The sequence below is a fragment of the Pseudodonghicola sp. genome (assembly GCF_048268305.1).
GTDB lineage: Bacteria > Pseudomonadota > Alphaproteobacteria > Rhodobacterales > Rhodobacteraceae > Pseudodonghicola.
In genome coordinates this window covers 135,259-157,322 of record NZ_JBLWVT010000002.1, presented here as the reverse complement: position 1 = coordinate 157,322, position 22,064 = coordinate 135,259, and the positions used below count along the sequence as shown (strand labels likewise).

Genomic DNA, 22,064 nt, shown 5'->3' with positions numbered 1-22,064 from the left:
GCGAGGGACCCCACGGGAGACGCAGGGGCAAACCGTCCCGTGGCCGTTCGGCGCGAACGGGCGGGGCCCCGGGGAAGGGTCAGGCGGCCCAGCAAGAGCCGCCGATCCTCGCGACCTCAGCCCTCGGACACCCCGGCCTCGGCGAAGGTCGCCATGCCGGAGAGGCAGGCGACCGCGCCCTTCAACACCGGGATCGCCAGCGCGGCGCCGGTGCCTTCACCCAGCCGCAGACCGAGGGTCAGCAGCGGTTCCTTGCCGAGCCGTGCCAGAACGCCGGCATGGCCAGGCTCTGCGCCGGAATGGCCGGCGATCGCATGATCGAGCGCGCCGGGCTGGGTTTCCGCCAGACAGGCGGCTGCCGTGCAGCAGATGAAACCGTCAAGGATCACCGGGATGCGCAATTGCCGCGCCGCCGCCATGGCGCCGGCCATGCCGGCGATCTCGCGCCCGCCGAGGCAGGCCAGCGCGTCGAGCCCATCGGTGATCGTCGGCGCGTGCAGCGCCACGGCACGGGTGACCACTTCGGTCTTATGCGCGAGCCCAGCGTCGTCGAGCCCGGTACCACGCCCGGTCCACTCCCCCGCCTCGCCGCCGTAGAGCACCAGCGACAGGGCCGCGGCGGCGGTGGTATTGCCGATCCCCATCTCGCCCACCACCAGCAGATCGGCGGCGGGATCGACCGCCTGCCAGCCGGCGCGCAGGGCGGCGACGGTTTCGGCCTCGGTCATCGCCGGGCCTTGGGTGAAATCGGCGGTCGGGCGGTCAAGCTCGAGTTCCACCACCGACATCTGCGCCCCGGCGGCACCGGCGAGCTGATTGATCGCGGCGCCGCCGGCGCGGAAGTTGGCGACCATCTGCACCGTCACCTCGGCCGGGAAGGCCGAGATGCCCTGCGCCACCACGCCGTGATTGCCGGCAAAGACGATGGATTGCGGCGCCACGATGCGCGGTCGCGGATCGGCGCGCCAGCCGGCATACCAGATCGCCAGATCCTCAAGCCGCCCCAGCGCCCCCGGCGGCTTGGTGAGCTGGCCGTTGCGTGCCCGTGCCTGGGCCAGGGCGGCGGTATCGGGTCCGGGGGCTCCGGCCAGAAGGGCGCGGAACTGATCGAGCGTCTGAAAATCGGGAAGCATGGCCAGTCTCATTGCATCGGGTCTGGCCCCGGTGTTTAAACCCATGACCCCCTGCGGCAACCCCGGAAAGGGCCGGATGATGCGAAAAAGCGATTGGATCAGGCAGGCCGGCCAGGATGGCGCCGTGGCGCTGGTGCTGCTGACGCGACTGCCGCTGCCAAGGCTGCCGGCCGAGGCCTTCGCCCGCCAGGCGCAGGCGGGCTGGGCCTTTCCCCTGGCCGGGCTGGCGGTGGCGCTGCCGGCCTGCCTGCTGGGCGCGGCTGCGCTGGCACTGGGGCTGCCGGCCACGGTGGCGGCCGGGCTGATCCTGGCCGTGCAGGTGCTGTTGACCGGCGCGATGCACGAGGACGGGCTGGCGGATGCCGCCGACGGGCTCTGGGGCGGGATGACGGCCGAGCGGCGGCTGGAGATCATGAAGGACAGCCGGATCGGCAGCTATGGCGTGCTGGCGCTGATCCTTGCCACCGGACTGCGCTGGGGTGCGCTCAGCGCGCTGGTCGCGCAAGGTGGCTGGGCCGGTTGGGGCGCGGTGATCGCCACGGCGCTGATCTCGCGCGCCGGAATGGCGGTGCTGATGGCCGCCCTCCCCCCTGCGCGGAGCGGCGGGCTGTCACGCTCGGTCGGTCGCCCCTCGACCGCAACGGCGGTGGGCGGCATCGCCCTTGCCCTCGTGCTCGGCTTGTCGGTCGCCGGTGATGCCGCGCTGACAGCCGCGCTTTCCGCGACCGTCGTGGTCTGGGGACTGGCCGCGGTGGCGCGGGCCAAGATCGGCGGGCAGACCGGCGATATCCTGGGAGCCAGCCAGCAATTGGCCGAGATCGCCGCGCTGCTGGCCTTTCTGGCGCTGACGCCGGCCTAATCGGCGCCCTCGGTCGGGATATTCAGCAACCGGCCGCAGTGCTTGCAATGCACCGCATCCGGGTCGTGTCTGAGAAGACCGCAATCGGGGCAGGTGAAACGCACCTTCTGCGGCTGAAACAGCGCCCGCGCCAGGCTGACGAAAAGCGCCACCCCGAAGACCATCACGAAGATGGAGAACAACTTGCCCACCGCGCTGGCCAGGGTGATATCGCCAAAGCCTGTCGTGGTCAGCGTCGCCACGGTGAAATAGAGCGCGTCGATATAGGCCCCGAGCCCCGGATGTTGGTCGAAGAACATCACATAGGCGGCCGAAGCGGTGGTGAAGATGAAGACCACCAGGTTGATCGCCGCGATCACCGCGTCCTCATGCAGCCGGAAAAACCGACTGTCGCGGCGCAGATCGCCCAGCAGGTGATAGGAATGGATCAGCCTGAGCCCGCGCAGGATGCGCAGGAAGGCAAGGCTGTGCGACAGGAAGGGATCAAGGATCAGCACCGCGATCACCACGATATCGGCCAGCGTGTAAATCTTTCCAAGCAGTCGCCAGCGGTCGCGGGCCAGCCAGAACCGCGCCAGGAAATCCAGCAGGATCAGCGCCCCAAAGACCGAATTGACCACATGCACCGCCGGCGTCGCGATGAAGGGCGCGGTGACGATGAAATAAAGGATGCTGATGGCGTCGAACAGGATCAACCCGTAGCGGAAGCGGACCGAGGCACGCGCCCCGCCGTTGTAGAGCTGATCGAGGCGGTTTTTCAGGCGATCTGGCATCGTGGCGGCGGCGGCCTTTCAAAGAACGCTTGCGGGGTTCGCCAAGCTAAGCGCAAATCATCGCCTTGCCGCAAGGCGAAGACCGGCCCGAACCGGTCCGAACGGCCCCATCCAGCATGAAAAACCGCGCCTCTCGCAGGAGAGGCGCGGCCAGACGTTTGCAAGAGGCGCGATCTCAGGCGGCGCGCGACATCAGCACGTCATCGACCTGCTTGGCGGCCAGCACCTCATCCCCACCGGAGACGGCGGCGACTTCGCGGGTCAGACGCTCCAGCGCGGCTTCATAGAGCTGACGTTCGGAATAGCTCTGCTCGCGCTGATCGTCGGTGCGGTGCAGGTCGCGGACCACCTCGGCGATCGAGATCAGATCGCCCGAGTTGATCTTCTGTTCGTATTCCTGGGCACGACGCGACCACATGGCGCGCTTGACCTTGGCCTTGCCCTTGAGCGTCTTCATCGCCTGGTCGATCACGTCCGGCGTGCTGAGCGAGCGCATCCCCACTTCGGTCGCCTTGTTGGTCGGCACCCGCAGGGTCATCTTGTCCTTTTCGAAAGAAATCACGAACAGCTCCAGCTTGATGCCGGCAACCTCCTGCTCCTCGATCGAGAGGATCTGGCCGACGCCATGCGCCGGATAGACCACATACTCATTCGGGCGGAATTCGAGTTTCTTGGACTTGGTCATTCAGGTTTTCCTTGTTATCGCCGGATCACAGGCGACAAAAACACAGCGGCGGGCCAAATTGTCTGCCCCGTCAAGCTGCGTTTTCCGACAAATTAAGTTACCCCAATGCTACCTCACAGGGGGATCCGGGCGTTCCTATCATCTGAACACACTATATAGCACGAAAATGGCCCCTCTGAAAGGGGCAGCCAAGGTTCGTTCAATAAAGTGCACCCAAATCAAGCCATTAGAACATAACATTCATGCTGAATTCAGCACGGGCGGCTCGAATCACTCAATCGCCCTCGCCCGGCGCCTCGGAAAAGTATTTCTCGCGCTTGCCGGTCTCGCCATCGCGTTCCTCGGCTTCGGGCAGCGGATCCTTCTTGGTGATGATCACCGGCCACAGTTCGGAATATTTCCGGTTGAACTCGACCCAATCGTCCATATCCGGCTCGGTGTCCGGGCGGATCGCATCGGCAGGGCATTCCGGCTCGCAGACGCCGCAGTCGATGCATTCGTCGGGATGAATGACCAACATGTTCTCCCCCTCGTAGAAACAATCCACGGGGCAGACCTCGACGCAGTCGGTGTATTTGCAGGCGATGCAGTTGTCGGTCACAACATAGGTCATGGGCAGGTTTCCGTCTCAGCGTTCGGGGTCTTAGCTAGAACAGAGCCGACGGCACTTCAAGGCGTCAATCGGTCTCGGAGTGTCGGGAAAGATCAAGGGCCCGCCGATCGCGCTTGGACGGACGCCCTTTTCCCTCGAAGGCCGGGTTCGGCGGGCTCTCCTCCCGGGTTTCCTGCAATTCGGTGTAAAGTGTCCGCGCCTCGGTCGCCGGCCCCCGCCTGAGCCCGAGCGCCTCGACCCGGATCACCCGCACCAGGCGCGGGTGAATCAGCGTCAGCACATCACCGGGACCGACGGCATGGGCAGGTTTCTCGACCCGGGCGCCGTTGACCCGGACATGCCCGGCGCCGATCAGCGCGGCGGCCACGCCGCGGGTCTTGCAGACCCGCGCGTGGACCAGCCATTTGTCCAGCCGCAACCGGGCGGCAGGATCGCTCATGTTCGCGTCACTTGCCGGTTTTCAGCCCCATCAGCGCAGCGGCGAAGGGGTTGTCGGGGTCGATCGGCTTTTCCCTCTTGGGCGGATGGGCGCTGAAGGTCTTGCCACCCTGCGGCGCGCGCTCGCCCTTGGGCTTGCCGCCCTGAGGTTTCTTGCCACGCGGCTTGTCGCCACTGCGCGGCTTGCCGGCAGGCTTGGCTCCGGCAGCGGACTTGTTGCCGCCACGGCCCTGTCCCTGGCCTTGACGCCCACGCGGAGCGCTGCGGGCCCAGGTGAAGGTATAGAACACCTCCATCTCCGGCACCTCGGCGCCCGCTTCAGGGGCTGCCGCCTCATCGCTCACGGCTTCCGCCGCCTCTGCGGCAGGCTCGGCGACCGCTTCGGCCGGTTCCGCAACCACTTCGGGCTGGGCCGCGACCTCGGGGGCCTCTGCCACCGGCTCAGCCTCAGCCACCGGAGCGGCCTCGCCCTCAGCGGCCGCCTCGGCACCCTCGGGGGACGCCTCGGCAACAGGCTCTGCCGCGGCGGCCACGGCCACCACCGGTTTCGCCTTCACCCGCTCGCCCTTCTCGGCGCGATAGCCGAGCCCCTCCATCAGGAGGGCGAATTGCTCCAGCGTCATGCCGGTGATCGAGAGCATGTCCGGCGTCGCCTCGAAGCCCGTGCGGCTGTCCTGACCGCGCAGCAGATCGGCCAGCCGTTCAAGCATGTCGATCCGGATCGCCCGCTCGCCGGCGTTGCGATAGCCGCACATGGTGTCATAACCCTCGGGCACATCAAGTGCCACCGGCAGGGTCACCAGCCCCGGGGGCGGTGCCGAGGGGAATTCGTCCAGCCCCTGCGCCAGCGACCACAGCAAGAGCCGCAGCCGGGTCGGCGCCGGCTTCAGCAGCAGCGGCATGAAGATGGTGAACTGGCCGAAGCGGATGCCATGCTTGCGCAGGGCGCCGCGCGCCTCCTGATCCAGCGACTTGACGTCCTGCGCCACATTGGCGCGCGGCAGGATACCCAACGCCTCGACCAGGCGGAAGGCAAAGCCACGGGCCAAGCCCGTCAGCGTCTCGTCACGCTGCAGGTTCAGCAGCGGTTCGAACAGCGCAGCGATCTTGCGGTCGATGAAATGCTGCAGCCGGCGTTCGACCTTCTGCGCCACCTCGGGCCCGGCGACATCGTCGACGAAGACCTCGATCCGGGGTTTCAGCGGATCCGAGCCAGCAACCAGCTTGCCCACCGCATATTCACCCCACATCAGACCGCCCTGATCGGTGAAGTCGATCTCGGTATCCGGGGCATTATAGAACCGGTCCGCGCGCAGATGGAAATGCGGCGCCAGCGCCTGCAAAGCCGCCGATTTCACCGTCTTCGCCTCGGCACCCGCCGCAGCGGACTTGTCCGGCGAGAACCGGAACCCCTCCAGCCGACCGACGAATTCGCCTTCGACGGTCACTTCACCCTTGTCGTTCACTTCGGCCAAAAGGGCCTCCTTCTGTTTGAGCCGCCGCAACAACACGCTGGTGCGCCGGTCCACAAATCTCTGCGTCAAGCGCTCGTGCAGCGCGTCGGACACCCTGTCTTCTACAGCGCGAGTCTCCTCGCGCCAATGGGTTTCGTCACGCAGCCACCCCTTGCGTTGAGCCACGTAGGTCCAAGTGCGAATATACGCCAATCTTTTGCTTAATGTGTCGATATCGCCATCGGTGCGGTCGATCCGCTTGATCTGACGGGCGATGAAATCATCCGGAATCGCCCCGCTCTGATGCAGATGGTTGAAGATCACCTCAAGCAGACCGGCATGTTCGGCATGGCTGATTCCGCGGAAATCCGGGATCCGGCAGACATCCCACAGCAACCTGACGCTGCGCCCGTCACTGGCCCGCGCCCGAACCTCGGCGATCTGCCCCAGAGTCTTGAGCACGCTCAGATCGTCGGCTTCGCGGGCGCGGATCAGATGGTCGTCCTGCGGGCTCATCTCCAGCGACTGGATCAGCCAGTCGATCGACCCGAACTGCAGCGCCGCATTGCGCCAGTTGAGCTTTTTCAGCGGCGTGAAGCGGTGCTCCATGATCGCCTGGGCCACTTCCTCGTCCAGCGGGCGGACCTCCCCGGTCACCCCGAAGGTGCCGTTCGACATCCCCCGCCCGGCACGACCGGCGATCTGCGCCAGCTCGTTCGGCTGCAGGGGCCGCATCCGCCGCCCGTCGAACTTGGAAAGCGCTGAAAAAGCAACGTGGTCGATGTCGAGGTTCAAGCCCATCCCGATGGCGTCGGTGGCCACCAGATAATCAACATCGCCATTCTGATAGAGCGCCACCTGCGCATTGCGCGTGCGCGGGCTGAGCGCCCCCATCACCACCGCGGCACCGCCCTTCTGGCGCCGGATCAGCTCGGCAATGGCATAGACATTCTCAACCGAAAACCCGACGATCGCGCTGCGCCCCGGCATCCGGCTTATCTTTTTCGAACCAGTATAGACCAGCTGGCTCATCCGCTCGCGGCGCATGAACTGCACCCCCGGCACCAGCGCCGCAATCGGCCCCCGCATGGTGTCCGAGCCCAGAAACAGCGTCTCGTGCAGGCCGCGCGCCCGCAGCAACCGGTCGGTGAAGACATGGCCGCGCTCGGGATCGGCACAAAGCTGAATTTCGTCGACCGCGACGAAATCGGCCCCCATGCCCTCGGGCATCGCCTCGACCGTGCAGACCCAATATTGCGCCCGCGGCGGTACGATCCGCTCCTCCCCCGTCACCAGGGCCACCACCGAGGGCCCCCGCGCAGCGACGATCCGGTCATAGACCTCGCGCGCCAGCAGGCGCAAAGGCAAGCCGATCACCCCGGTGCGATGCCCCAGCATGCGTTCGATCGCGTAATGCGTCTTGCCGGTATTGGTCGGGCCGAGAACGGCCACGATGCGGGATGCGCTGCTCATCCTGAAATCCCCTGCTGCGCCATGCCCCGAAGGGTCAGAGCGCCTTGCCCTCGACCGCCGGCTTCAGCCGGTCCATCGCCTTGATGGTCTCCTCGTGATGGGGATTCAAGGCCCGTGCCCGGCCATAGGCCTCATAGGCGAGCTTGGGATTGCCGAAGGTTTCCAGCAAAGTGCCCAACCCGAAAATTGCGTCATAGTTGTTCGGGTTCAACGTCAGCGCATGTTCCAGATCGGACAGCGCCGGCCCGTAAAGACCTGCATTGTAATAGGCGGTGGCGCGCATGAACCAGCCTTCGGCGAACTCCGGCGCATGGTCGGTCAGCGCCGTCAGATGCTCCACTGCCTCGGCGAAATCGCCGCGATCCATCGCGTCGCGACCACGCTTGAGCAGAAAGTCCATCGCGGCCGAGCCGCTGCGATTCCAGATCGCCTGCAATTGCCGATCCAGCCGCGGCGCCGCCTCGGCGCCGGCATGGGCAAGCTGCGCCAGAAGGGTACGCTCGTCGGTCAGATCGGCGGTCTGCGCCAGAACGGGCTGGCAAACCCCCGCGAAGATCGCGGTTGCCGTCACGATAGCTTTGAGATTGTGCCGTTTCATGCCCATAACAATGATGAATGTAACGCGGTGCGCGCCGAATACCAGAGGCCGCCCGAAGAGAAACGGAAGAGATATCAGATGAGCGACTTTCTGGAAACCGCCGTGGCCGAACTGAATGAAAAGCTGGGCGGCGGCTTCGACGGCTGCGCCAAGCTGCAGATCACCGACCTCGGCGCCATCATGCTGGACGCCGACGGCGCCCGCATCGCCGATGAAGAGGCCGACGTGACGCTCAGCGCCGATTCGGAGACCCTGCAGGCGATCGTCACCGGCGATCTGAACCCGACCTCGGCCTTCATGACCGGCAAGCTCAGCATCGACGGCGACATGGGGCTGGCGATGAAACTGGCCGCGGTGCTGGCCTGATGCGGCTGGCGCCGGCCCCCCTCTTTGCCGATGTGGCCGGCGCCCCCCCGGGCGGCGCCGCGCATTGGCTGACCACCGAGGACGGGCCGCGCATCCGCATCGCCCACTGGCGCCCCGAAGGCGCGGCCAAGGGCACCGTCCTGCTGTTTCCCGGCCGCACCGAATATATCGAGAAATACGGCCCCGCCGTCGGCGATCTGGCGGCGCGCGGCTTTGCCACCCTGGTGGTCGACTGGCGCGGCCAGGGGCTGGCCGACCGGCTGTTGCCCGATCCGCGCCCGGGCCATGTCGCCAACTTCCCCGATTATCAGCGCGATGTCGCCGCCCTCACCCAGGCAGCCGCCCTGCTTGATCTGCCGGGGCCCTGGTTCCTGATCGCCCATTCGATGGGCGGCTGCATCGGCCTGCGCGCCCTGATCGAGGGGCTGCCGGTCGCCGCCGCCGCCTTTACCGGGCCAATGTGGGCGATATCCCTCACCGCAGCGCAGCGCACCCTTGCCCATGGGGTGACCGCGCTCAGCGCGTTTTTCGGCCTGTCCCACCGTCTCAGCCCCGGCACCAAGGGCGAAAACTACTTCCAGATCCAACCCTTCGAGGGCAACGGGCTGACCAACGACCCGGAGATGTACCGCTTCATCCAAAGCCAGCTCCAAGCCCACCCCGAACTCGGCATCGGCGGCCCCAGCCTGCAATGGCTGCGCGAGGCCCTGCGCGAAACCGCCCGCCTTGCCCATCTGCCGGCGCCCGACCTGCCCTGTATCACCTTCTTCGGCACCGCCGACGCCATTGTCTCCGGCGCGGCGATCCGGGCGCGCATGGCCAATTGGCGCCGGGGCGAGCTTGAGCTGATCGAGGGCGGCAAGCACGAGGTTTTGATGGAAGATGCCGCCACCCGCGCCCATGCCTTCGACCGCATGGCGGCACTCTTCGACGCCGCACGCTGAGCCGAACAGGCCCCGGAGGCGCCCGTTCTCGCCGGATGGCTGCTGTTTTTCAGGCGCCGCCCGTTCACGGCTGAAACGCTTCACTGGGGCGTTTCCTAGACGGTACCCTCCCTGGGCTCCGCCCGTTCGCGGCTGAAAACCGTCCACTGGACTGTTTGTCCCTGCGCCGCTCACCCGCCTTTTTCTAGCGGCAAATATCCCGGGGTGAATGCGCCGCCAGGCGCAGAGGGGCAGCGCCCCTGCCCCCTTCCCCCAAGTCTCATACCAAGCCCCGGCCTTGAACCTGACGCCCCGCGCCCCTAATCCTTTCTGTAAACAGACACAGAGGTTTCCGATGACACCCTTCGCCGCCCTGCCCTTCGCGCCGCGCCCCGCTCTCGACAAGACAGACGCCGGCGCCGCGCCGCTGGGCAACCTGCCCGACTGGGACTTGAACGACCTCTACACCGGTGAGGACGCGCCCGAACTCAAGCGCGATCTCGACTGGCTGGACCAGGCCTGCGCCAGCTTTGCCTCCGATTACGAAGGCAAGCTCGACAGCCTCGATGCCGAGGGGCTGCTGACCTGCGTGCTGCGCGACGAGAAGATCAGCCAGATCGCCGGGCGTATCATGTCCTATGCCGGCCTGCGCTATTACCAGCAAACCACCGACGCGGGTCGCGCCAAGTTCCTCTCCGACTGTCAGGAGAAGATCACCAATTTCACCACCCCGCTGGTCTTCTTCAGCCTGGAACTGAACCGGATCGCCGAAGACAAGCTGCAGACGCTCTTCGCCGCCAATACCGATCTGGCCCGCTATGCGCCGGTGTTCCGCCGCATCCGGGCGATGAAACCCTATCAGCTTTCCGACGAGATGGAGAAATTCCTCCACGACATGGGCGTGGTGGGCGATGCCTGGGAACGGCTGTTCGACGAAACCATCGCCGGATTGGAGTTCGAGGTCGACGGTGAGACCCTCGGCATCGAAGCGACGCTGAACCGGATGACCGAACAGGACCGCAGCGAGCGCGAGGCCGGCGCCCGCGCGCTGGCCGAAGTGTTCGAGAAGAACATCAAGACCTTCGCCCGCGTTCACAACACCCAGGCGAAAGAGAAGGAAATCATCGACCGTTGGCGCGGCATGCCCACCGCCCAGACCGCGCGGCACCTGTCGAACGATGTCGAACCCGAGGTGGTCGAGGCGCTGCGCAGCGCCGTGGTCGCCGCCTATCCCCGCCTCAGCCACCGTTATTACGAGCTGAAGCGCAAATGGCTCGGGCTCGACAAGCTGCAGATCTGGGACCGCAACGCGCCGCTGCCGATGGAGGCGACCCGCCTGGTGCCCTGGGCCGAGGCGGAACAGACCGTGATGTCGGCCTATACCGCCTTCGACCCGCGCATGGGCGAAATCGCCGCCCCCTTCTTCGCCAAGGGCTGGATCGACGCCGGCGTGAAACCCGGCAAGGCGCCGGGCGCCTTCGCCCATCCCACCGTCACCGATGTGCACCCCTATATCCTGCTGAACTACCTCGGCAAGCCGCGCGACGTGATGACGCTGGCGCATGAGCTGGGCCATGGCGTCCACCAGGTGCTGGCGGCGGGCCAGGGCGAGATGCTCAGCCAGACGCCGCTGACCCTGGCCGAGACCGCCAGCGTCTTCGGCGAGATGCTGACCTTCCGCAAGATGCTCGACGGCGCCAAGGATCAGGCCGAACGCAAGGTGCTGCTGGCCGGCAAGGTCGAGGACATGATCAACACGGTGGTCCGCCAGATCGCCTTCTATGACTTCGAGTGCAAGCTGCACGCGGCGCGGCGCGGCGGAGAGCTGACGCCGGACGACATCAACGCGCTCTGGATGTCGGTGCAGGCGGAATCGCTGGGCGACGCCTTTGAATATATGGACGGGTACGAGACCTTCTGGGCCTATATCCCCCACTTCATCCATTCGCCCTTCTATGTCTATGCCTATGCCTTTGGCGACGGGCTGGTGAACGCGCTCTACTCGGTCTACGCCGAGGGCGCGCCGGGCTTCCAGGACAAGTATTTCGACATGCTGAAGGCGGGCGGATCGAAGCATCACAAGGAGCTGCTGGCCCCCTTCGGGCTCGATGCCAGCGACCCGGCCTTCTGGAACAAGGGGCTCGACATGATCTCGGGCTTCATCGACGAGTTGGAGGCGATGGAGGCGTGAGCCTGATCTCCTCTTGGGTGCTGATCCGGGGTTGGGAGGCGTTTCAGCGCCTCCAGTCCACCCATCCAGAGGAGTTTCGCCGCCTGCTGCGGCAGCCGCAGCATTTCCTCACGCCGGACGGGATACGCTTCGCCCCCGTCCGGTTGCTGCGGGAACTGGGCACCGGCCTGGACTTTCCGGTTGCCGAGAAGGATCCGGTGCCCTTCAGCCGGCTTGAGCCCGAGTTGCGGGCGCAGGGCTGGATCATCGAGCGCGAAGGAACCCCAGACTTCGACAAGACCTTCGCAGCCTGGGAGGCTTATTGCCTGTCCTTTAACCCGGAAAACGGGCCGAGAAACTGGAGCGGGACCGATCCGCGCAAGCACCGCACCTTCACGGTTCCGGCCTCCCCCTGACCCCAAGCAAAGTGGACAGCCCCATGCCCGTCACCCTCTCCCCCCTCCCTGCCGGCCGCGTTGATCTGATCGCCGATCTGACCCTGCCCCCCGAGCAGCATGAATTCTCCGCCCCGCCGGCACAGGCGCTGGCCAAGGCGCGCGGGCGGCGCGACGGGCATCTGATCCGCGAAGGAGATCACACCGTCGGCTTCTTCGGCATCGATCCCGATTACCCGGAGGCGCATGACTTCGCCGAGGCCGGCAGCATCGGTCTGCGCATGTTTTCGATCGACCACCGCCATCAGGGCCGCGGCATCGCCAGCGCCGCCTGCCGGCTGTTGCGCGATTACCTGTGCCAAGAGTATCCGCAGGCCCATGCCTGTTATCTGACCGTCAACCACCGCAACCCGCGGGCGCGCGCCGCCTATCTTGCAGGCGGTTTCATCGACACCGGCGCCGATTACCTTGGCGGCGGCGCCGGGCCGCAACATATCCTGCGGCTTGCGCTGACCGATACCCCGGCGGGATGATCCGCTGGGCCGACATCCGCGCCCCGCTGTCCCCGGTGATGATGCGGATCAACCGCCGGGTGCCCCGCGGGGCGCGGTTCGGGCTGGGGGGTCTGCTGATGATCGGCGGCACCTTCGGCTTCCTGCCGGTGCTGGGATTCTGGATGATCCCGCTGGGGCTGATGATCGCGGCCTTTGATGTGCGGCTTTTCCTGCGCTGGCGGCGCCAGAAGAAAGGCCGCTAAGCCCCTATTTCAACTGGCTGTCCTTCGAGCCGCGCCGGTTGATGCCGGCCCGCGGCTTGAAGGCCGCGTCGCGGTCCTGCTGGCAGTCGAGACACAGCTTGACGCCGGGGATCGCCTTGCGCCGCGCCTCGGGGATCGGTTCCTCGCATTCGGCGCAATGGGTCAGGCTTTCACCCACTGGCGCGCGCCGGGCCTTGAGCCGCGCAAGCTCATCACTGATCGAGGCCTCGATCTGTTCGTTCACCGCCCCGTCCCGGGCCCATCCGCTTGCCATCCGCAATCCTCCTGAGACCGGAAATTTAAGCATCACACCGCCATTTGCCCAGAGGGATGCCACGTGGGAGCGGATTTTCTCGGCGAAGCCCGGGGGATGCGCCTTAGCGGAGGGCAGCTTTCTGGGCCTCGTGCTTTACACCCTGATCGGGATTGAGGGGCCAGCCCCTCAAACTCCCCGGGATATTTGCCGCTAGAAAAAGGGGGGTGAGCGGCGCCCGGAAAACAGTCCAGTGGACTGTTTTCAGCCGCGAACGGGCGGAGCCCAGGGAGGGTTCCGTCTAGGAAACGGTCCAGTGGACCGTTTTCACCCACGAACGGGCGGAGCCCCGGGAAGGCGCAGGGACAAACGGTCCTATGGATATTCGGCGGGTAAGCGCTCCCCCGGGGCGATTTCTGCTGCGCCTCCCTTCCGCCGCGAGCGGGCGGAACCCCGGGACAGACCAGTTCTGGAATCACGCTTGGAAGGACCGGCACGCCCCCCTTGAAGAGCAGGCGAGACGCCCCACACATATGAAAACCCCGCCCTTTGCCGGGGCGGGGTTCCGTAAAGGGCCGGGTTTGGGGAGACCGGTTGCCGATCCCGATCAGGCCGGGGTCAGCATGCCCTTTTCCTTGGCCAGATCGCGCATCTTCTTCTGCAGTTTCTCGAAGGCGCGCACCTCGATCTGGCGGATCCGTTCGCGGCTGACCTTGTACTGCGTGCTCAGATCCTCCAGCGTGACCGGCTGATCGGCCAGGCGGCGCTGGGTCAGGATGTCCTTTTCGCGGTCGTTCAGAACGTCGAGCGCCCGCGCCAGCAACTCGCGCCGCGCCTCCAGCTCATCACGTTCCTCGAAATCAGCCGCCTGATCGGCATCCTCGTCCTCCAGCCAGTCCTGCCATTGCATCGAACCTTCGCCTTCGGATCCGACGGTGGCGTTCAGCGAAGCATCGCCGCCCGACATCCGCCGGTTCATCGAGGTGACCTCTTCCTCGGTCACGCCCAGATCGTTGGCGATCTGCTTGACGTGTTCGGGGCGCAGGTCGCCCTCTTCCAGCGCGCCGATGCGGGCCTTGGCCTTGCGCAGGTTGAAGAACAGCTTCTTCTGCGCCGAGGTGGTGCCGAGCTTCACCAGCGACCAGGACCGCAGGATATATTCCTGGATCGAGGCGCGGATCCACCACATCGCATAGGTGGCGAGGCGGAAGCCCTTTTCCGGGTCGAAGCGTTTGACCGCCTGCATCAGCCCGACGTTGGCCTCGGAAATCACCTCGGCCTGCGGCAGACCGTAGCCGCGATAGCCCATGGCGATCTTGGCCGCCAGCCGCAGGTGGCTGGTCACCATCCGATGCGCCGCCTGAGCGTCCTGCTCCTCGACCCAGCGCTTGGCCAGCATATATTCCTCTTCCGGCTCCAGGAGGGGGAATTTGCGAATCTCCTGCAGATACCGATTCAGCCCACCTTCGGGGGTCGGTGCCGGCAAGTTAGCATAATTCGCCATGATCCTCTGTCTCTCCGTCTGTATATCGTGTTATGTTTATCAACTTAACATCGAGGTAGGTAAGCGCCCCTGTCGTTTCAAGGGGCTGACTTAGGTAATACGAAATATGGGCCGGGTTCCGTCGCAAAGAAACCCATGTCACCGCGCGCTCACGCGCATGTGGTCTGCTGCACAGAACATGTAACATATGCTCCACCCCCCGCCGAAACGCATTATCTCAGCATTTTCGCACGATTTTTTCGCGTCTCGCGCCAGTTTCGACTATCAGGACAGGCGATAGTCTGCCGATATCCCGCTCTGCCAGGCATGAAGAGGTTCGCCGATGTCCCTTGCCCCCGACACCCCGCCTCGCCCGCTGCTGATCGCCGCCGGGGGGCTCTATCTGGTCATCCTCCTCTGCGGCCTCTCGTCAGAGGGGCTGATCCGCGCGCCTCTGATCGCCCCTGACGACGCGGGGGGAACGGCCCGGGCGATCGGCGCGGCCTTGCCGCTGTGGCGGCTGGGGCTGGCGGCCGATCTGGCGATGGTGCTGGCGGATGTCGCCATCGGCGCGGTCTTCCTGCGCCTCTTCGCCGCCCGCTTCGCCCTGTTCGCCCCGATGGCCTTCGGTTTCCGGCTGGTGCAGGCGGCGGTGATCGCGGCGGCGCTGATGCCGCTGGCGCTGGTCCCGACACTGTTGGAGCAGCCTTGGGCGCTGATGCAGGCGCTCGCCCTGCATCGGCTGGGCTATGACATCGCGCTGATCTTCTTCGGGGTGAACTGCCTGATCATGGCGGTGATGCTGCGCACGCTGATGCGGCCGGTTCTGCCCTGGGCGCTGGCGGGCGCCGGCCTGGTCTATCTGGCCGGCAGCCTCACCGCCCTGGTCGCACCAGACCTGAACGCGGCGCTGCAGCCGGCCTATCTGCTGCCGCTGGTGGCGGAAACCGCGCTCTGCCTCTGGTTCATTCTGCGGGGTCTGCGGCCTCTCCGCGCAGCAGCGCGATCAGCCTGACCATATCGTCAGGCAGCGGCGCCTCGAAGCTCAGATGCTCCCCCGTCACCGGGTGGTCAAACCCCAGAACCGCGGCATGGAGCGCCTGACGCGGGAAATCCCGCACCGCCTCCTGCGCCGCCTCGGGCAGCGCCTTCTGCGCCAGCTTGCGCCGGCCGCCATAGGTGGGATCCCCGATCAGCCCATGGCCGGCATGGGCCATATGCACCCGGATCTGATGGGTGCGCCCGGTCTCCAGCCAGCAATCGACCAGCGCCACCACCGGCGGGGTGCCAAAGCCCTCCTCCACCCGCACCCGGGTCACCGCATGGCGGCCGCCCTGGAACAGCACCGCCTGTTTCTGCCGGTCGGTCTTGTGCCGGGCAAGCTGGGTGGTGATCTTCATGATATTGCCCAGCTCGAAGCTCACCCCCTTGATGCCGCGCAGCCGCGGATCGCCGGCCTCCGGCACCCCATAGCAAAGCGCCTTGTAATGCCGCTCGGCGCTATGGGCCTCGAACTGCGCGGCAAGCCCGTGATGCGCCGCGTCGCTTTTCGCCACCACCAAGAGACCACTGGTGTCCTTGTCGATCCGATGCACGATGCCCGGGCGCTTGACGCCACCGACGCCGGAAAGATCATCGCCGCAATGATGCAGCAGCGCATTGACCAGCGTCCCGGCGGGAGAGCCCGGCGCCGGATGCACCACCATGCCGGCGGGCTTGTTGATGACGATCAGATCGGCATCCTCAAAGATCACCTCGATCGGGATCGCCTCGGGGCCGATATGGCTGTCTTCGGCCGCCTCGACGGTGATGGCGATCTGCGCGCCTTCCTCGACCTTCGCCTTGGGATCGGAGACCACCACGCCATCGACCCGCACCGCGCCATCGGCGATCAGCCGGGCCAACCGGGTGCGCGACAGGGCCGCCGCGTCTGGCACATCGCGCGAAAGCGCCTTATCAAGGCGCGGCGGCGGATTTGCCGCGATCTCAAACTCGACTGAACGGCTGTCCATGAACGCTTCGCCCGATCCTTCCAATCCCGATACCCAGAGCGCGCCCGAGCCCGCTTCGCTGCGGATGCTGCGCCGTCTGGTCACCACGCTGATGGTGGTGATGATTTTGGGCGTTGTAGTGATCGTTGGCCTGCTTGTCACCCGGCTGTCTTCGGATCGTACCCCCGCCCTGCCCGATCACCTGACCCTGCCCGCGGGCGCCAAGGCCGAGGCCGTGACGCTGGGCAAGGGCTGGGTCGCCGTGGTGACCGGGGATCAGCGCATCCTGATCTTTGACGCCGGCACGGGCGCGCTGCGCAAGACGGTGACGCTCGACTGACCTCAGGCGGTCTGCCGGCCGCTGCGGTCGACCCGCCGCTGCCCCAGCACCGGGATCGCCGCGATCAGCTCTTTCGTGTAAGCCTCTTGCGGGGCCTCGAATATCTGACGCGCCGGCCCCTGCTCCACCAGCTTGCCCTTCTGCATCACCAGGATGCGATCCGAGATCAGCCGCAGCAGGTTCAGATCGTGGGTGACGAAGATATAGGTAAGATCGAGGTCGGAGCGGAGCCGCATCAGTGTGCGGACCACATGCGCCTGCAACGAGGCATCGAGCGCCGAGGTCGGTTCGTCCAAGATCAGCAGCTTCGGGCGCAGCACGATGGCCCGCGCGATATCGACCCGCGCGCGCTGACCGCCGGAAAGCTGGTGCGGAAAGCTGTTCAAAAGCGCCGGCGGCAGGCCTGACCGCTCTGCCGCCTCCTCGATCATGGCGCGCATACGCTGCTTTTCCTCCGCCGTGCCGAGCCGGCGGATCGGGTCGCCGATGATCTCGGCCGCGCGCCAGCGGGGATTGAGGCTGGCCAGCGGATCCTGGAACACCATCTGGATATCCCGCCGCGCCGGCATCCGGGCGAAACGGGCACCGCTGACCCCGCCGAGCTGTTCGTTGTCGAACCAGACCGCGCCTTCGGTCTGCGGCAAGAGCCTGGCGAGGATGCGGGCGAGCGTCGACTTGCCCGAGCCGCTCTCTCCCACCAGCCCGAGGATTTCGCCCTTCATCAGCTTGAAGGACACCTGATCGACCGCGCGCAGCACATGGCCGCGCCCGAGGGGGAAATCTTTGACGATGGCGCCGGCTTCGAGAAGAATCTCAGTCATGGGGGAAAAAACACCTCACGATATGGTCGTCGCCAAAGGCGGCCTCGGGCACCGGCTGCGCACGGCAACAGGGCTGCACCCGCGGGCAGCGGTCGGCGAAGCGGCAGGTCGGCAGATCGTCGCGCCTGAGGTCCGGCAGGTTGCCCCCCATCGGCTGCAGCTCCTCGGCGCTGTCCTTGCCGTAGGGCATCGAAGCCAGCAGCATCCGCGAATAGGGATGGCGCGGGTGAACGAAGACCTCATCCGCCGGACCGTCCTCAAGCATCTGGCCCGCGTGCATCACCACCGCCCGGTCGCAATAGGCCGAAGCCAGCGCCAGATCGTGAGTGATGAACAGAACCGCCACCCCACGGGTACGGCAGGCCGACATCAGCAGATCCATCACCTTGATCTGGGTGGTGACATCGAGCGCGCTGGTGGGCTCATCGGCGATGATCAGTTCCGGCTCGCAGACCAGGGCGGCGGCGATCATGATCCGCTGACACATGCCGCCCGACAGCTCGGCCGGATAGGCCTGCATCCGGTCTGCCGCGTGATGGATGCCGATCTGCTCCAACACCTCGAGCACCCGGGCGCGGGCGGTCTTGCGCGACAGCCGTTCCGGCGCATGGGCGCGCAGGATATCGGTGAGCGTGTCGCCGACCTTCCTGAGTGGGTTGAGCGCGGATTTGGCGTTCTGAAAGATCATCGCCACCCGGCGGCCGCGAATGGTGCGAAAGGCCTTGTCGTCCAGCCCCTGCAGGTCGCTGCCATCAAGCGCGATGCGGGTCGCGCGGATCCGGGCGTTCGGCCCGTTCAGCCGCAGGATCGACATGCCGGTGATCGACTTGCCCGATCCGCTCTCGCCCACCAGCGCCACGCATTCGCCGCGTTCGACCGACAGCTCCACATTGTCGAGCGCGTGGATCAGCCCGGTCGGCGTCTCGAACTCCAGCGTCAGCCCCTTGATATCCAGCATGGCGCTCATCAGCTCCGTCTCCTCGGATCGGCAATGTCACGCAGCCCGTCGCCCAGCAGGCTGAAGCAGAAGACCGACAGCACCAGCGCCAGCCCGGGAAACAGCACCGTCCACCATTCTCCCGACATCATCATCGAGGCGCCCTCCTGGATCATGATGCCCCATTCCGGCGTCGGCGGCGCCACCCCCAGCCCGATGAAGGCAAGCCCCGAGGTGTTCAGGATCGCCCAGCCGAGGTTGAGCGAGATCTGCACGATCACCGGCGGCAGCGAATTCGGCAGCAGGAAGCGGAAGATCACCGAGCCGGTTGAATTGCCGTTGATGATCGCCGCCTCGACATAGCCGATCTCGCGCCGCGCGGCGGCCTCGATCCGGGCCAGGCGAAAGTAGAAGGGGAAGTTGATGATCGAGGTCGCCAGCACCACCGATTCCACCGAATTGCCGAAGACCGCGACCAGCGCCATGGCGGCGACGAACAGCGGGAAGGCCATCATCACGTCGACGATGCGGCTCATCACCCCGTCGAGCCAACCGCCGAGGTATCCCGACAGCGCACCGACCGAGATGCCCGCCAAGGCCGACAGCGCGACGGCCGCCAAGGCGATGGCGAAATCGAGCCGGGTGGCGACGATCACCCGGCTGAAGATGTCGCGGCCAAGCTGATCGGTGCCGAACCAATGGTCGGCCGAAGGCGGCTCAAGCACCTTCTGCATCGCGGTCGCCAGCGGGTCATAGGGCACGATGGCGGGGCCGAAGACCGCCAGGAAGAACAGGATGACGATGATCACCCCGGCCACGGCGGTGGCGACGTTGCGGCGCAGGTGATAGCGCAGGACAGAGGCGGCCATATCGTTACCCCTTCAGCTTGTAACGCGGGTCGATCGCGGCAGAGAGGATGTCGATCGCCAGCGTCATCAGCACGAAGAGCACGGCGACGATCAGCACGAAGGCCTGCACCGGCGCGTAATCGACCCCGACCAGCGCGTTGACCGAGTAAGACCCGATGCCGGGCCAGGCGAAGAGCTTTTCGATCATGATATTGGCCCCCAGCATGGTCGACAGCACCATGCCCATGGTCGCCAGAACCGGCAGCATGGCGTTGGGCAGCGCGTATTGCAGCAGGATCTTCCAGCCCGGCACCCCATAGGCGCGCGCCGCCTTGATGTAATCGCTGTCGAGCGCGTCGATCATGCCGCCCCGCATCATCCGCATCAGCGGCGCCACCGCGAAGATCGCCATCGAGGCCGCCGGCATCAGCATCTTCTCGATCGCCTCCCAGAAAATCTCCCAATCGCCGATCAGGGCGGCGTCGATGGTCATGAAGCCGGTGACGGTGGGCGGCGCGATCGACCAGCCCGACAGCCGGCCGATCGGTTCGGGCGCCATGCTCAGCAGGAAGTAGAAAACGAAGATCAGGATCAGCCCGAAGAAGAAGCCTGGCATGGCGGCCGAGATCGAGGTGATCACCCGCGACAGCTGATCGATCCAGCTGTCGCGATAGACGGCGGCCAGCACGCCCACCGGCAGCGCCACGATCAGCGACATCGCGAAGGCGAAGATCGCAAGCTCGATCGTCGCGGGCAGCCGTTCGGCGAAGTCCTTCAGCACCGGCTGGCCGGTGATCATCGAATTGCCGAAGTTCAGATGGGCGATATTGGAGAGGTAAATCAGGAATTGTTCAAAGACCGATCTGTCCAGCCCCATGGAGCGGCGGATCGCCTCGATATCCTCCTGCCCCATGCTGGGGCCCGAGGCATAGGCGATGGCCGGATCCCCGGGCAACGCACGGATCAGCACGAAGGTCACGACGATCACCCCGAAGAGGATCGGCAGCGCCATCAACAGGCGCCAGAGGATGAGGCGAAGGGTGCGGTACTTCATGACGGCCTCCCGGACGGGCAGCGGCGGGGCCGGTCGACCGGCCCCGCAAGGTGGTTCAGTCTCAGGCCTTGTAGAGCGGCCGCATCTCGATCTGACCGTGGAACATATAGGTATAGCCGTGGATCGCGTCGCTCAGCACGGTGTCCTCAAAGGGCGACCAGAGCGCGATCAGCGGCACGTCTTCCTTGGCCAGCTCGATCATCCGCAACACCTTGGCCTCATAGACCGCCCTGTCGCTTTCGAACCGGGTCTCCTCGACCAGCTGCGCCATCTCCGGGTTCTGATAGTTGCCGTAGTTCCAGCGGCGGGTGGAGTTGTAGAAGATGCGGAAGAAGTAATCCGGATCGGCCAGCCAGGCGCCGCCCATGGCGATGAACATCGGCAGGGCGCGGTCGGTCTGCAATTGCCCGATCTGGGCCGAGGGCACCTTTTCGATCTTCACCTTGATGCCGATCTTGCCCAGCGCCTCCTGCATCAGGATCGCCACCGGCTCGCTCGTCGCGGTATAGGAGCTGTCAATGGTGAAGGTGGTCTCGAACCCGTCGGCCAGCCCGGCCTCGGCCAGCAGCGCCTTGGCCTTCTCCAGATCCTGGGTATAGGGCAAGGGCTGCGGATAGATCGCCTCGGTGGTCTCGGCGGTGCCGCCGAACAGCGGCGTGCCGCGGCTGTAGAGCACCGATTTGAACATTTCCTCATAAGGCACCGAATAGGCCACCGCCTGACGCACCCGCCTGTCGTTGAACGGCGGCATTTCCGAGTTCATCGCGATCGCCACCATCCGTGCGGGGTTCGAGATGCCCAGAACCCGGCGCTTGCCCTCGTCCATCACGTCCTTGATGTCGCGGCCCGACAGCGCGCGGACCAGATCGGCCTCGCCCTTCTCGGCGGCGGCGCGGCGCGACGAGGCGACCGGTACGATCTGCGCCAGGATGCGGGCCTGGCTCGGCACCGCGCCATTCTTCCAGTCGTCGAACCGCTCCAGCACGAACTGCTGATCGGCGACGAAGCGGGTGACCTTGAAGGGGCCGCCGCCGGCCTCGTTGGTCTTCAGCCAGTTCAGCGCCCAGGGGTCTTCGGCGGTAGCATGTTCCTTCGCCAGTTCCGAGTTGATGATTGCCGGGAACAGGATGCAGAGGTTCGGCAGGGTGAAGCGGTCGGCCTGCGGCACGGTGATCTGCAGCGTCATGTCGTCGAGAACGACGAACTGGTCCGGGCTGGTCAGCGACCCGGTGGAGAGCTGCGCCTTGGAGGTCGGCACCGAAACCGCGCGGTCCAGCGACCATTTGGCATCCTGCGCGGTGACCGGGCGGCCATCGTGGAACTTGGCGCCGTCCCGCATCTTGAAGGTCAGCACCTTGCCGTCGTCAGACACCGAATAGCTTTCCGCCGCCTGCCCCACGATGGTGTTGTAATCGTAGATGAAGGCGTCCTCTTCTCCGGCGACCGGTTTCGACCCATAGGTGACCAGCCGGTCGTAGACGTTCCACGAGATGTTGCAGGAGGCCGGGTTATAGCCGGTGCCCGAGGGGTCGAAGGTATTCGGGCTGTCTTCCAGCAGAATGCGGATCACATCGTTGCGGTCCGCCGCCGCCGCCGGCCCGACGCCCAGCTTGAGGCCCAGAAGCGAGACGCCGGACAGAGCGGCCGCGTTCAGAAAGTCACGTCTTTTCATTCTTCCGTCTACCTTTTCCTGTTGGTTT

24 protein-coding genes are annotated in these 22,064 nt (G+C 65.8%); 9 read left to right on the top strand and 15 right to left on the bottom strand.

Translation table 11 applies throughout. The features are described from left to right. Positions 1 to 116 precede the first annotated feature (116 nt). Positions 117 to 1,133, bottom strand: coding sequence for a nicotinate-nucleotide--dimethylbenzimidazole phosphoribosyltransferase (gene cobT / locus ACN0V4_RS03870; RefSeq protein ID WP_417673212.1), 1,017 nt, complete (start codon positions 1,131 to 1,133; stop codon positions 117 to 119). Positions 1,134 to 1,212: 79 nt separating this feature from the next. Between cobT and cobS the strand changes: the two genes are divergently transcribed. Next, positions 1,213 to 1,992: an adenosylcobinamide-GDP ribazoletransferase gene (gene cobS / locus ACN0V4_RS03865; RefSeq protein ID WP_417673211.1), complete on the top strand. Its 780-nt coding sequence runs from the start codon at positions 1,213 to 1,215 to the stop codon at positions 1,990 to 1,992. On the opposite strand, the gene ACN0V4_RS03860 is transcribed toward cobS, so the two are convergent. The 6 genes from ACN0V4_RS03860 to ACN0V4_RS03835 all read right to left on the bottom strand — a co-directional run bounded on the left by ACN0V4_RS03860 (position 1,989) and on the right by ACN0V4_RS03835 (position 8,032). Next, positions 1,989 to 2,765 (bottom strand): potassium channel family protein, encoded by a 777-nt coding sequence (locus ACN0V4_RS03860; protein WP_417673210.1) that lies wholly within the window; start codon positions 2,763 to 2,765, stop codon positions 1,989 to 1,991. The two genes, cobS and ACN0V4_RS03860, sit on opposite strands and share 4 nt — an antisense overlap. 175 nt (positions 2,766 to 2,940) lie before the next feature. Further along, positions 2,941 to 3,450 (bottom strand): CarD family transcriptional regulator, encoded by a 510-nt coding sequence (locus ACN0V4_RS03855; protein ID WP_417673209.1) that lies wholly within the window; start codon positions 3,448 to 3,450, stop codon positions 2,941 to 2,943. 274 nt (positions 3,451 to 3,724) lie between these two features. Beyond that, entirely contained in the window at positions 3,725 to 4,063 is a 339-nt protein-coding gene (gene fdxA / locus ACN0V4_RS03850; RefSeq protein WP_417673208.1) for a ferredoxin FdxA, read from the bottom strand. Between the two features lie 64 nt (positions 4,064 to 4,127). After that, on the bottom strand, positions 4,128 to 4,502 hold the full coding sequence (locus ACN0V4_RS03845; RefSeq protein ID WP_417673207.1) for an RNA-binding S4 domain-containing protein: 375 nt from the start codon (positions 4,500 to 4,502) through the stop codon (positions 4,128 to 4,130). Between the two features lie 7 nt (positions 4,503 to 4,509). Continuing rightward, on the bottom strand, positions 4,510 to 7,428 hold the full coding sequence (locus ACN0V4_RS03840) for a helicase-related protein (RefSeq protein ID WP_417673206.1): 2,919 nt from the start codon (positions 7,426 to 7,428) through the stop codon (positions 4,510 to 4,512). A 34-nt stretch (positions 7,429 to 7,462) separates the two neighbouring features. Then, positions 7,463 to 8,032 carry a tetratricopeptide repeat protein gene (locus tag ACN0V4_RS03835; RefSeq protein ID WP_417673205.1) on the bottom strand — a complete coding sequence of 190 codons (570 nt, stop codon included), beginning with the start codon at positions 8,030 to 8,032 and terminating at the stop codon, positions 7,463 to 7,465. A gap of 72 nt (positions 8,033 to 8,104) precedes the next feature. Between ACN0V4_RS03835 and ACN0V4_RS03830 the strand changes: the two genes are divergently transcribed. The 6 genes from ACN0V4_RS03830 (at position 8,105) to ACN0V4_RS03805 (ending at position 12,637) form a co-directional block, all read left to right on the top strand. Continuing rightward, positions 8,105 to 8,392, top strand: a complete 288-nt coding sequence (locus tag ACN0V4_RS03830; protein ID WP_417673204.1) for an SCP2 sterol-binding domain-containing protein — start codon at positions 8,105 to 8,107, stop codon at positions 8,390 to 8,392. Beyond that, positions 8,392 to 9,336 carry an alpha/beta hydrolase gene (locus tag ACN0V4_RS03825; protein ID WP_417673203.1) on the top strand — a complete coding sequence of 315 codons (945 nt, stop codon included), beginning with the start codon at positions 8,392 to 8,394 and terminating at the stop codon, positions 9,334 to 9,336. The genes ACN0V4_RS03830 and ACN0V4_RS03825 overlap by 1 nt, the downstream gene beginning before the upstream one ends. A 334-nt stretch (positions 9,337 to 9,670) precedes the next feature. Further along, a complete protein-coding gene (locus ACN0V4_RS03820) occupies positions 9,671 to 11,506 on the top strand; it encodes a M3 family oligoendopeptidase (RefSeq protein ID WP_417673202.1) in 1,836 nt (611 codons plus the stop codon). Continuing rightward, positions 11,503 to 11,901, top strand: coding sequence for a hypothetical protein (locus ACN0V4_RS03815; protein WP_417673201.1), 399 nt, complete (start codon positions 11,503 to 11,505; stop codon positions 11,899 to 11,901). Before ACN0V4_RS03820 ends, ACN0V4_RS03815 begins: the two co-directional genes overlap by 4 nt. A 23-nt stretch (positions 11,902 to 11,924) precedes the next feature. Beyond that, positions 11,925 to 12,413: a GNAT family N-acetyltransferase gene (locus ACN0V4_RS03810; RefSeq protein ID WP_417673200.1), complete on the top strand. Its 489-nt coding sequence runs from the start codon at positions 11,925 to 11,927 to the stop codon at positions 12,411 to 12,413. Further along, on the top strand, positions 12,410 to 12,637 hold the full coding sequence (locus tag ACN0V4_RS03805) for a hypothetical protein (RefSeq protein ID WP_417673199.1): 228 nt from the start codon (positions 12,410 to 12,412) through the stop codon (positions 12,635 to 12,637). Before ACN0V4_RS03810 ends, ACN0V4_RS03805 begins: the two co-directional genes overlap by 4 nt. A 4-nt stretch (positions 12,638 to 12,641) precedes the next feature. On the opposite strand, the gene ACN0V4_RS03800 is transcribed toward ACN0V4_RS03805, so the two are convergent. Beyond that, complete coding sequence (locus ACN0V4_RS03800; RefSeq protein ID WP_417673198.1) at positions 12,642 to 12,911, bottom strand: DksA/TraR family C4-type zinc finger protein; 270 nt, start codon at positions 12,909 to 12,911, stop codon at positions 12,642 to 12,644. Between the two features lie 586 nt (positions 12,912 to 13,497). Further along, entirely contained in the window at positions 13,498 to 14,394 is an 897-nt protein-coding gene (gene rpoH / locus ACN0V4_RS03795) for an RNA polymerase sigma factor RpoH (RefSeq protein ID WP_417673197.1), read from the bottom strand. A gap of 322 nt (positions 14,395 to 14,716) precedes the next feature. On the opposite strand from rpoH, the gene ACN0V4_RS03790 reads away from it, so the two are divergent. Continuing rightward, entirely contained in the window at positions 14,717 to 15,388 is a 672-nt protein-coding gene (locus ACN0V4_RS03790) for a DUF4386 domain-containing protein (RefSeq protein ID WP_417673196.1), read from the top strand. Here ACN0V4_RS03790 and ACN0V4_RS03785 read toward each other — a convergent pair. Then, positions 15,339 to 16,385, bottom strand: coding sequence for an RluA family pseudouridine synthase (locus ACN0V4_RS03785; RefSeq protein WP_417673195.1), 1,047 nt, complete (start codon positions 16,383 to 16,385; stop codon positions 15,339 to 15,341). The two genes, ACN0V4_RS03790 and ACN0V4_RS03785, sit on opposite strands and share 50 nt — an antisense overlap. On the opposite strand from ACN0V4_RS03785, the gene ACN0V4_RS03780 reads away from it, so the two are divergent. Further along, positions 16,384 to 16,704 carry a DUF6476 family protein gene (locus ACN0V4_RS03780; protein ID WP_417673194.1) on the top strand — a complete coding sequence of 107 codons (321 nt, stop codon included), beginning with the start codon at positions 16,384 to 16,386 and terminating at the stop codon, positions 16,702 to 16,704. The two genes, ACN0V4_RS03785 and ACN0V4_RS03780, sit on opposite strands and share 2 nt — an antisense overlap. A gap of 2 nt (positions 16,705 to 16,706) precedes the next feature. On the opposite strand, the gene ACN0V4_RS03775 is transcribed toward ACN0V4_RS03780, so the two are convergent. From ACN0V4_RS03775 to ACN0V4_RS03755, 5 genes are all read right to left on the bottom strand, one after another. Then, complete coding sequence (locus ACN0V4_RS03775; RefSeq protein WP_417673193.1) at positions 16,707 to 17,525, bottom strand: ABC transporter ATP-binding protein; 819 nt, start codon at positions 17,523 to 17,525, stop codon at positions 16,707 to 16,709. Next, a complete protein-coding gene (locus tag ACN0V4_RS03770; protein WP_417673192.1) occupies positions 17,518 to 18,492 on the bottom strand; it encodes an ABC transporter ATP-binding protein in 975 nt (324 codons plus the stop codon). The genes ACN0V4_RS03775 and ACN0V4_RS03770 overlap by 8 nt, the downstream gene beginning before the upstream one ends. Further along, entirely contained in the window at positions 18,492 to 19,331 is an 840-nt protein-coding gene (locus ACN0V4_RS03765; protein WP_417673191.1) for an ABC transporter permease, read from the bottom strand. Before ACN0V4_RS03765 ends, ACN0V4_RS03770 begins: the two co-directional genes overlap by 1 nt. A 4-nt stretch (positions 19,332 to 19,335) precedes the next feature. Beyond that, positions 19,336 to 20,364, bottom strand: a complete 1,029-nt coding sequence (locus ACN0V4_RS03760) for an ABC transporter permease (RefSeq protein ID WP_417673190.1) — start codon at positions 20,362 to 20,364, stop codon at positions 19,336 to 19,338. A 61-nt stretch (positions 20,365 to 20,425) separates the two neighbouring features. Further along, positions 20,426 to 22,036: an ABC transporter substrate-binding protein gene (locus ACN0V4_RS03755; RefSeq protein ID WP_417673189.1), complete on the bottom strand. Its 1,611-nt coding sequence runs from the start codon at positions 22,034 to 22,036 to the stop codon at positions 20,426 to 20,428. Between the last annotated feature and the right edge of the window lie 28 nt (positions 22,037 to 22,064).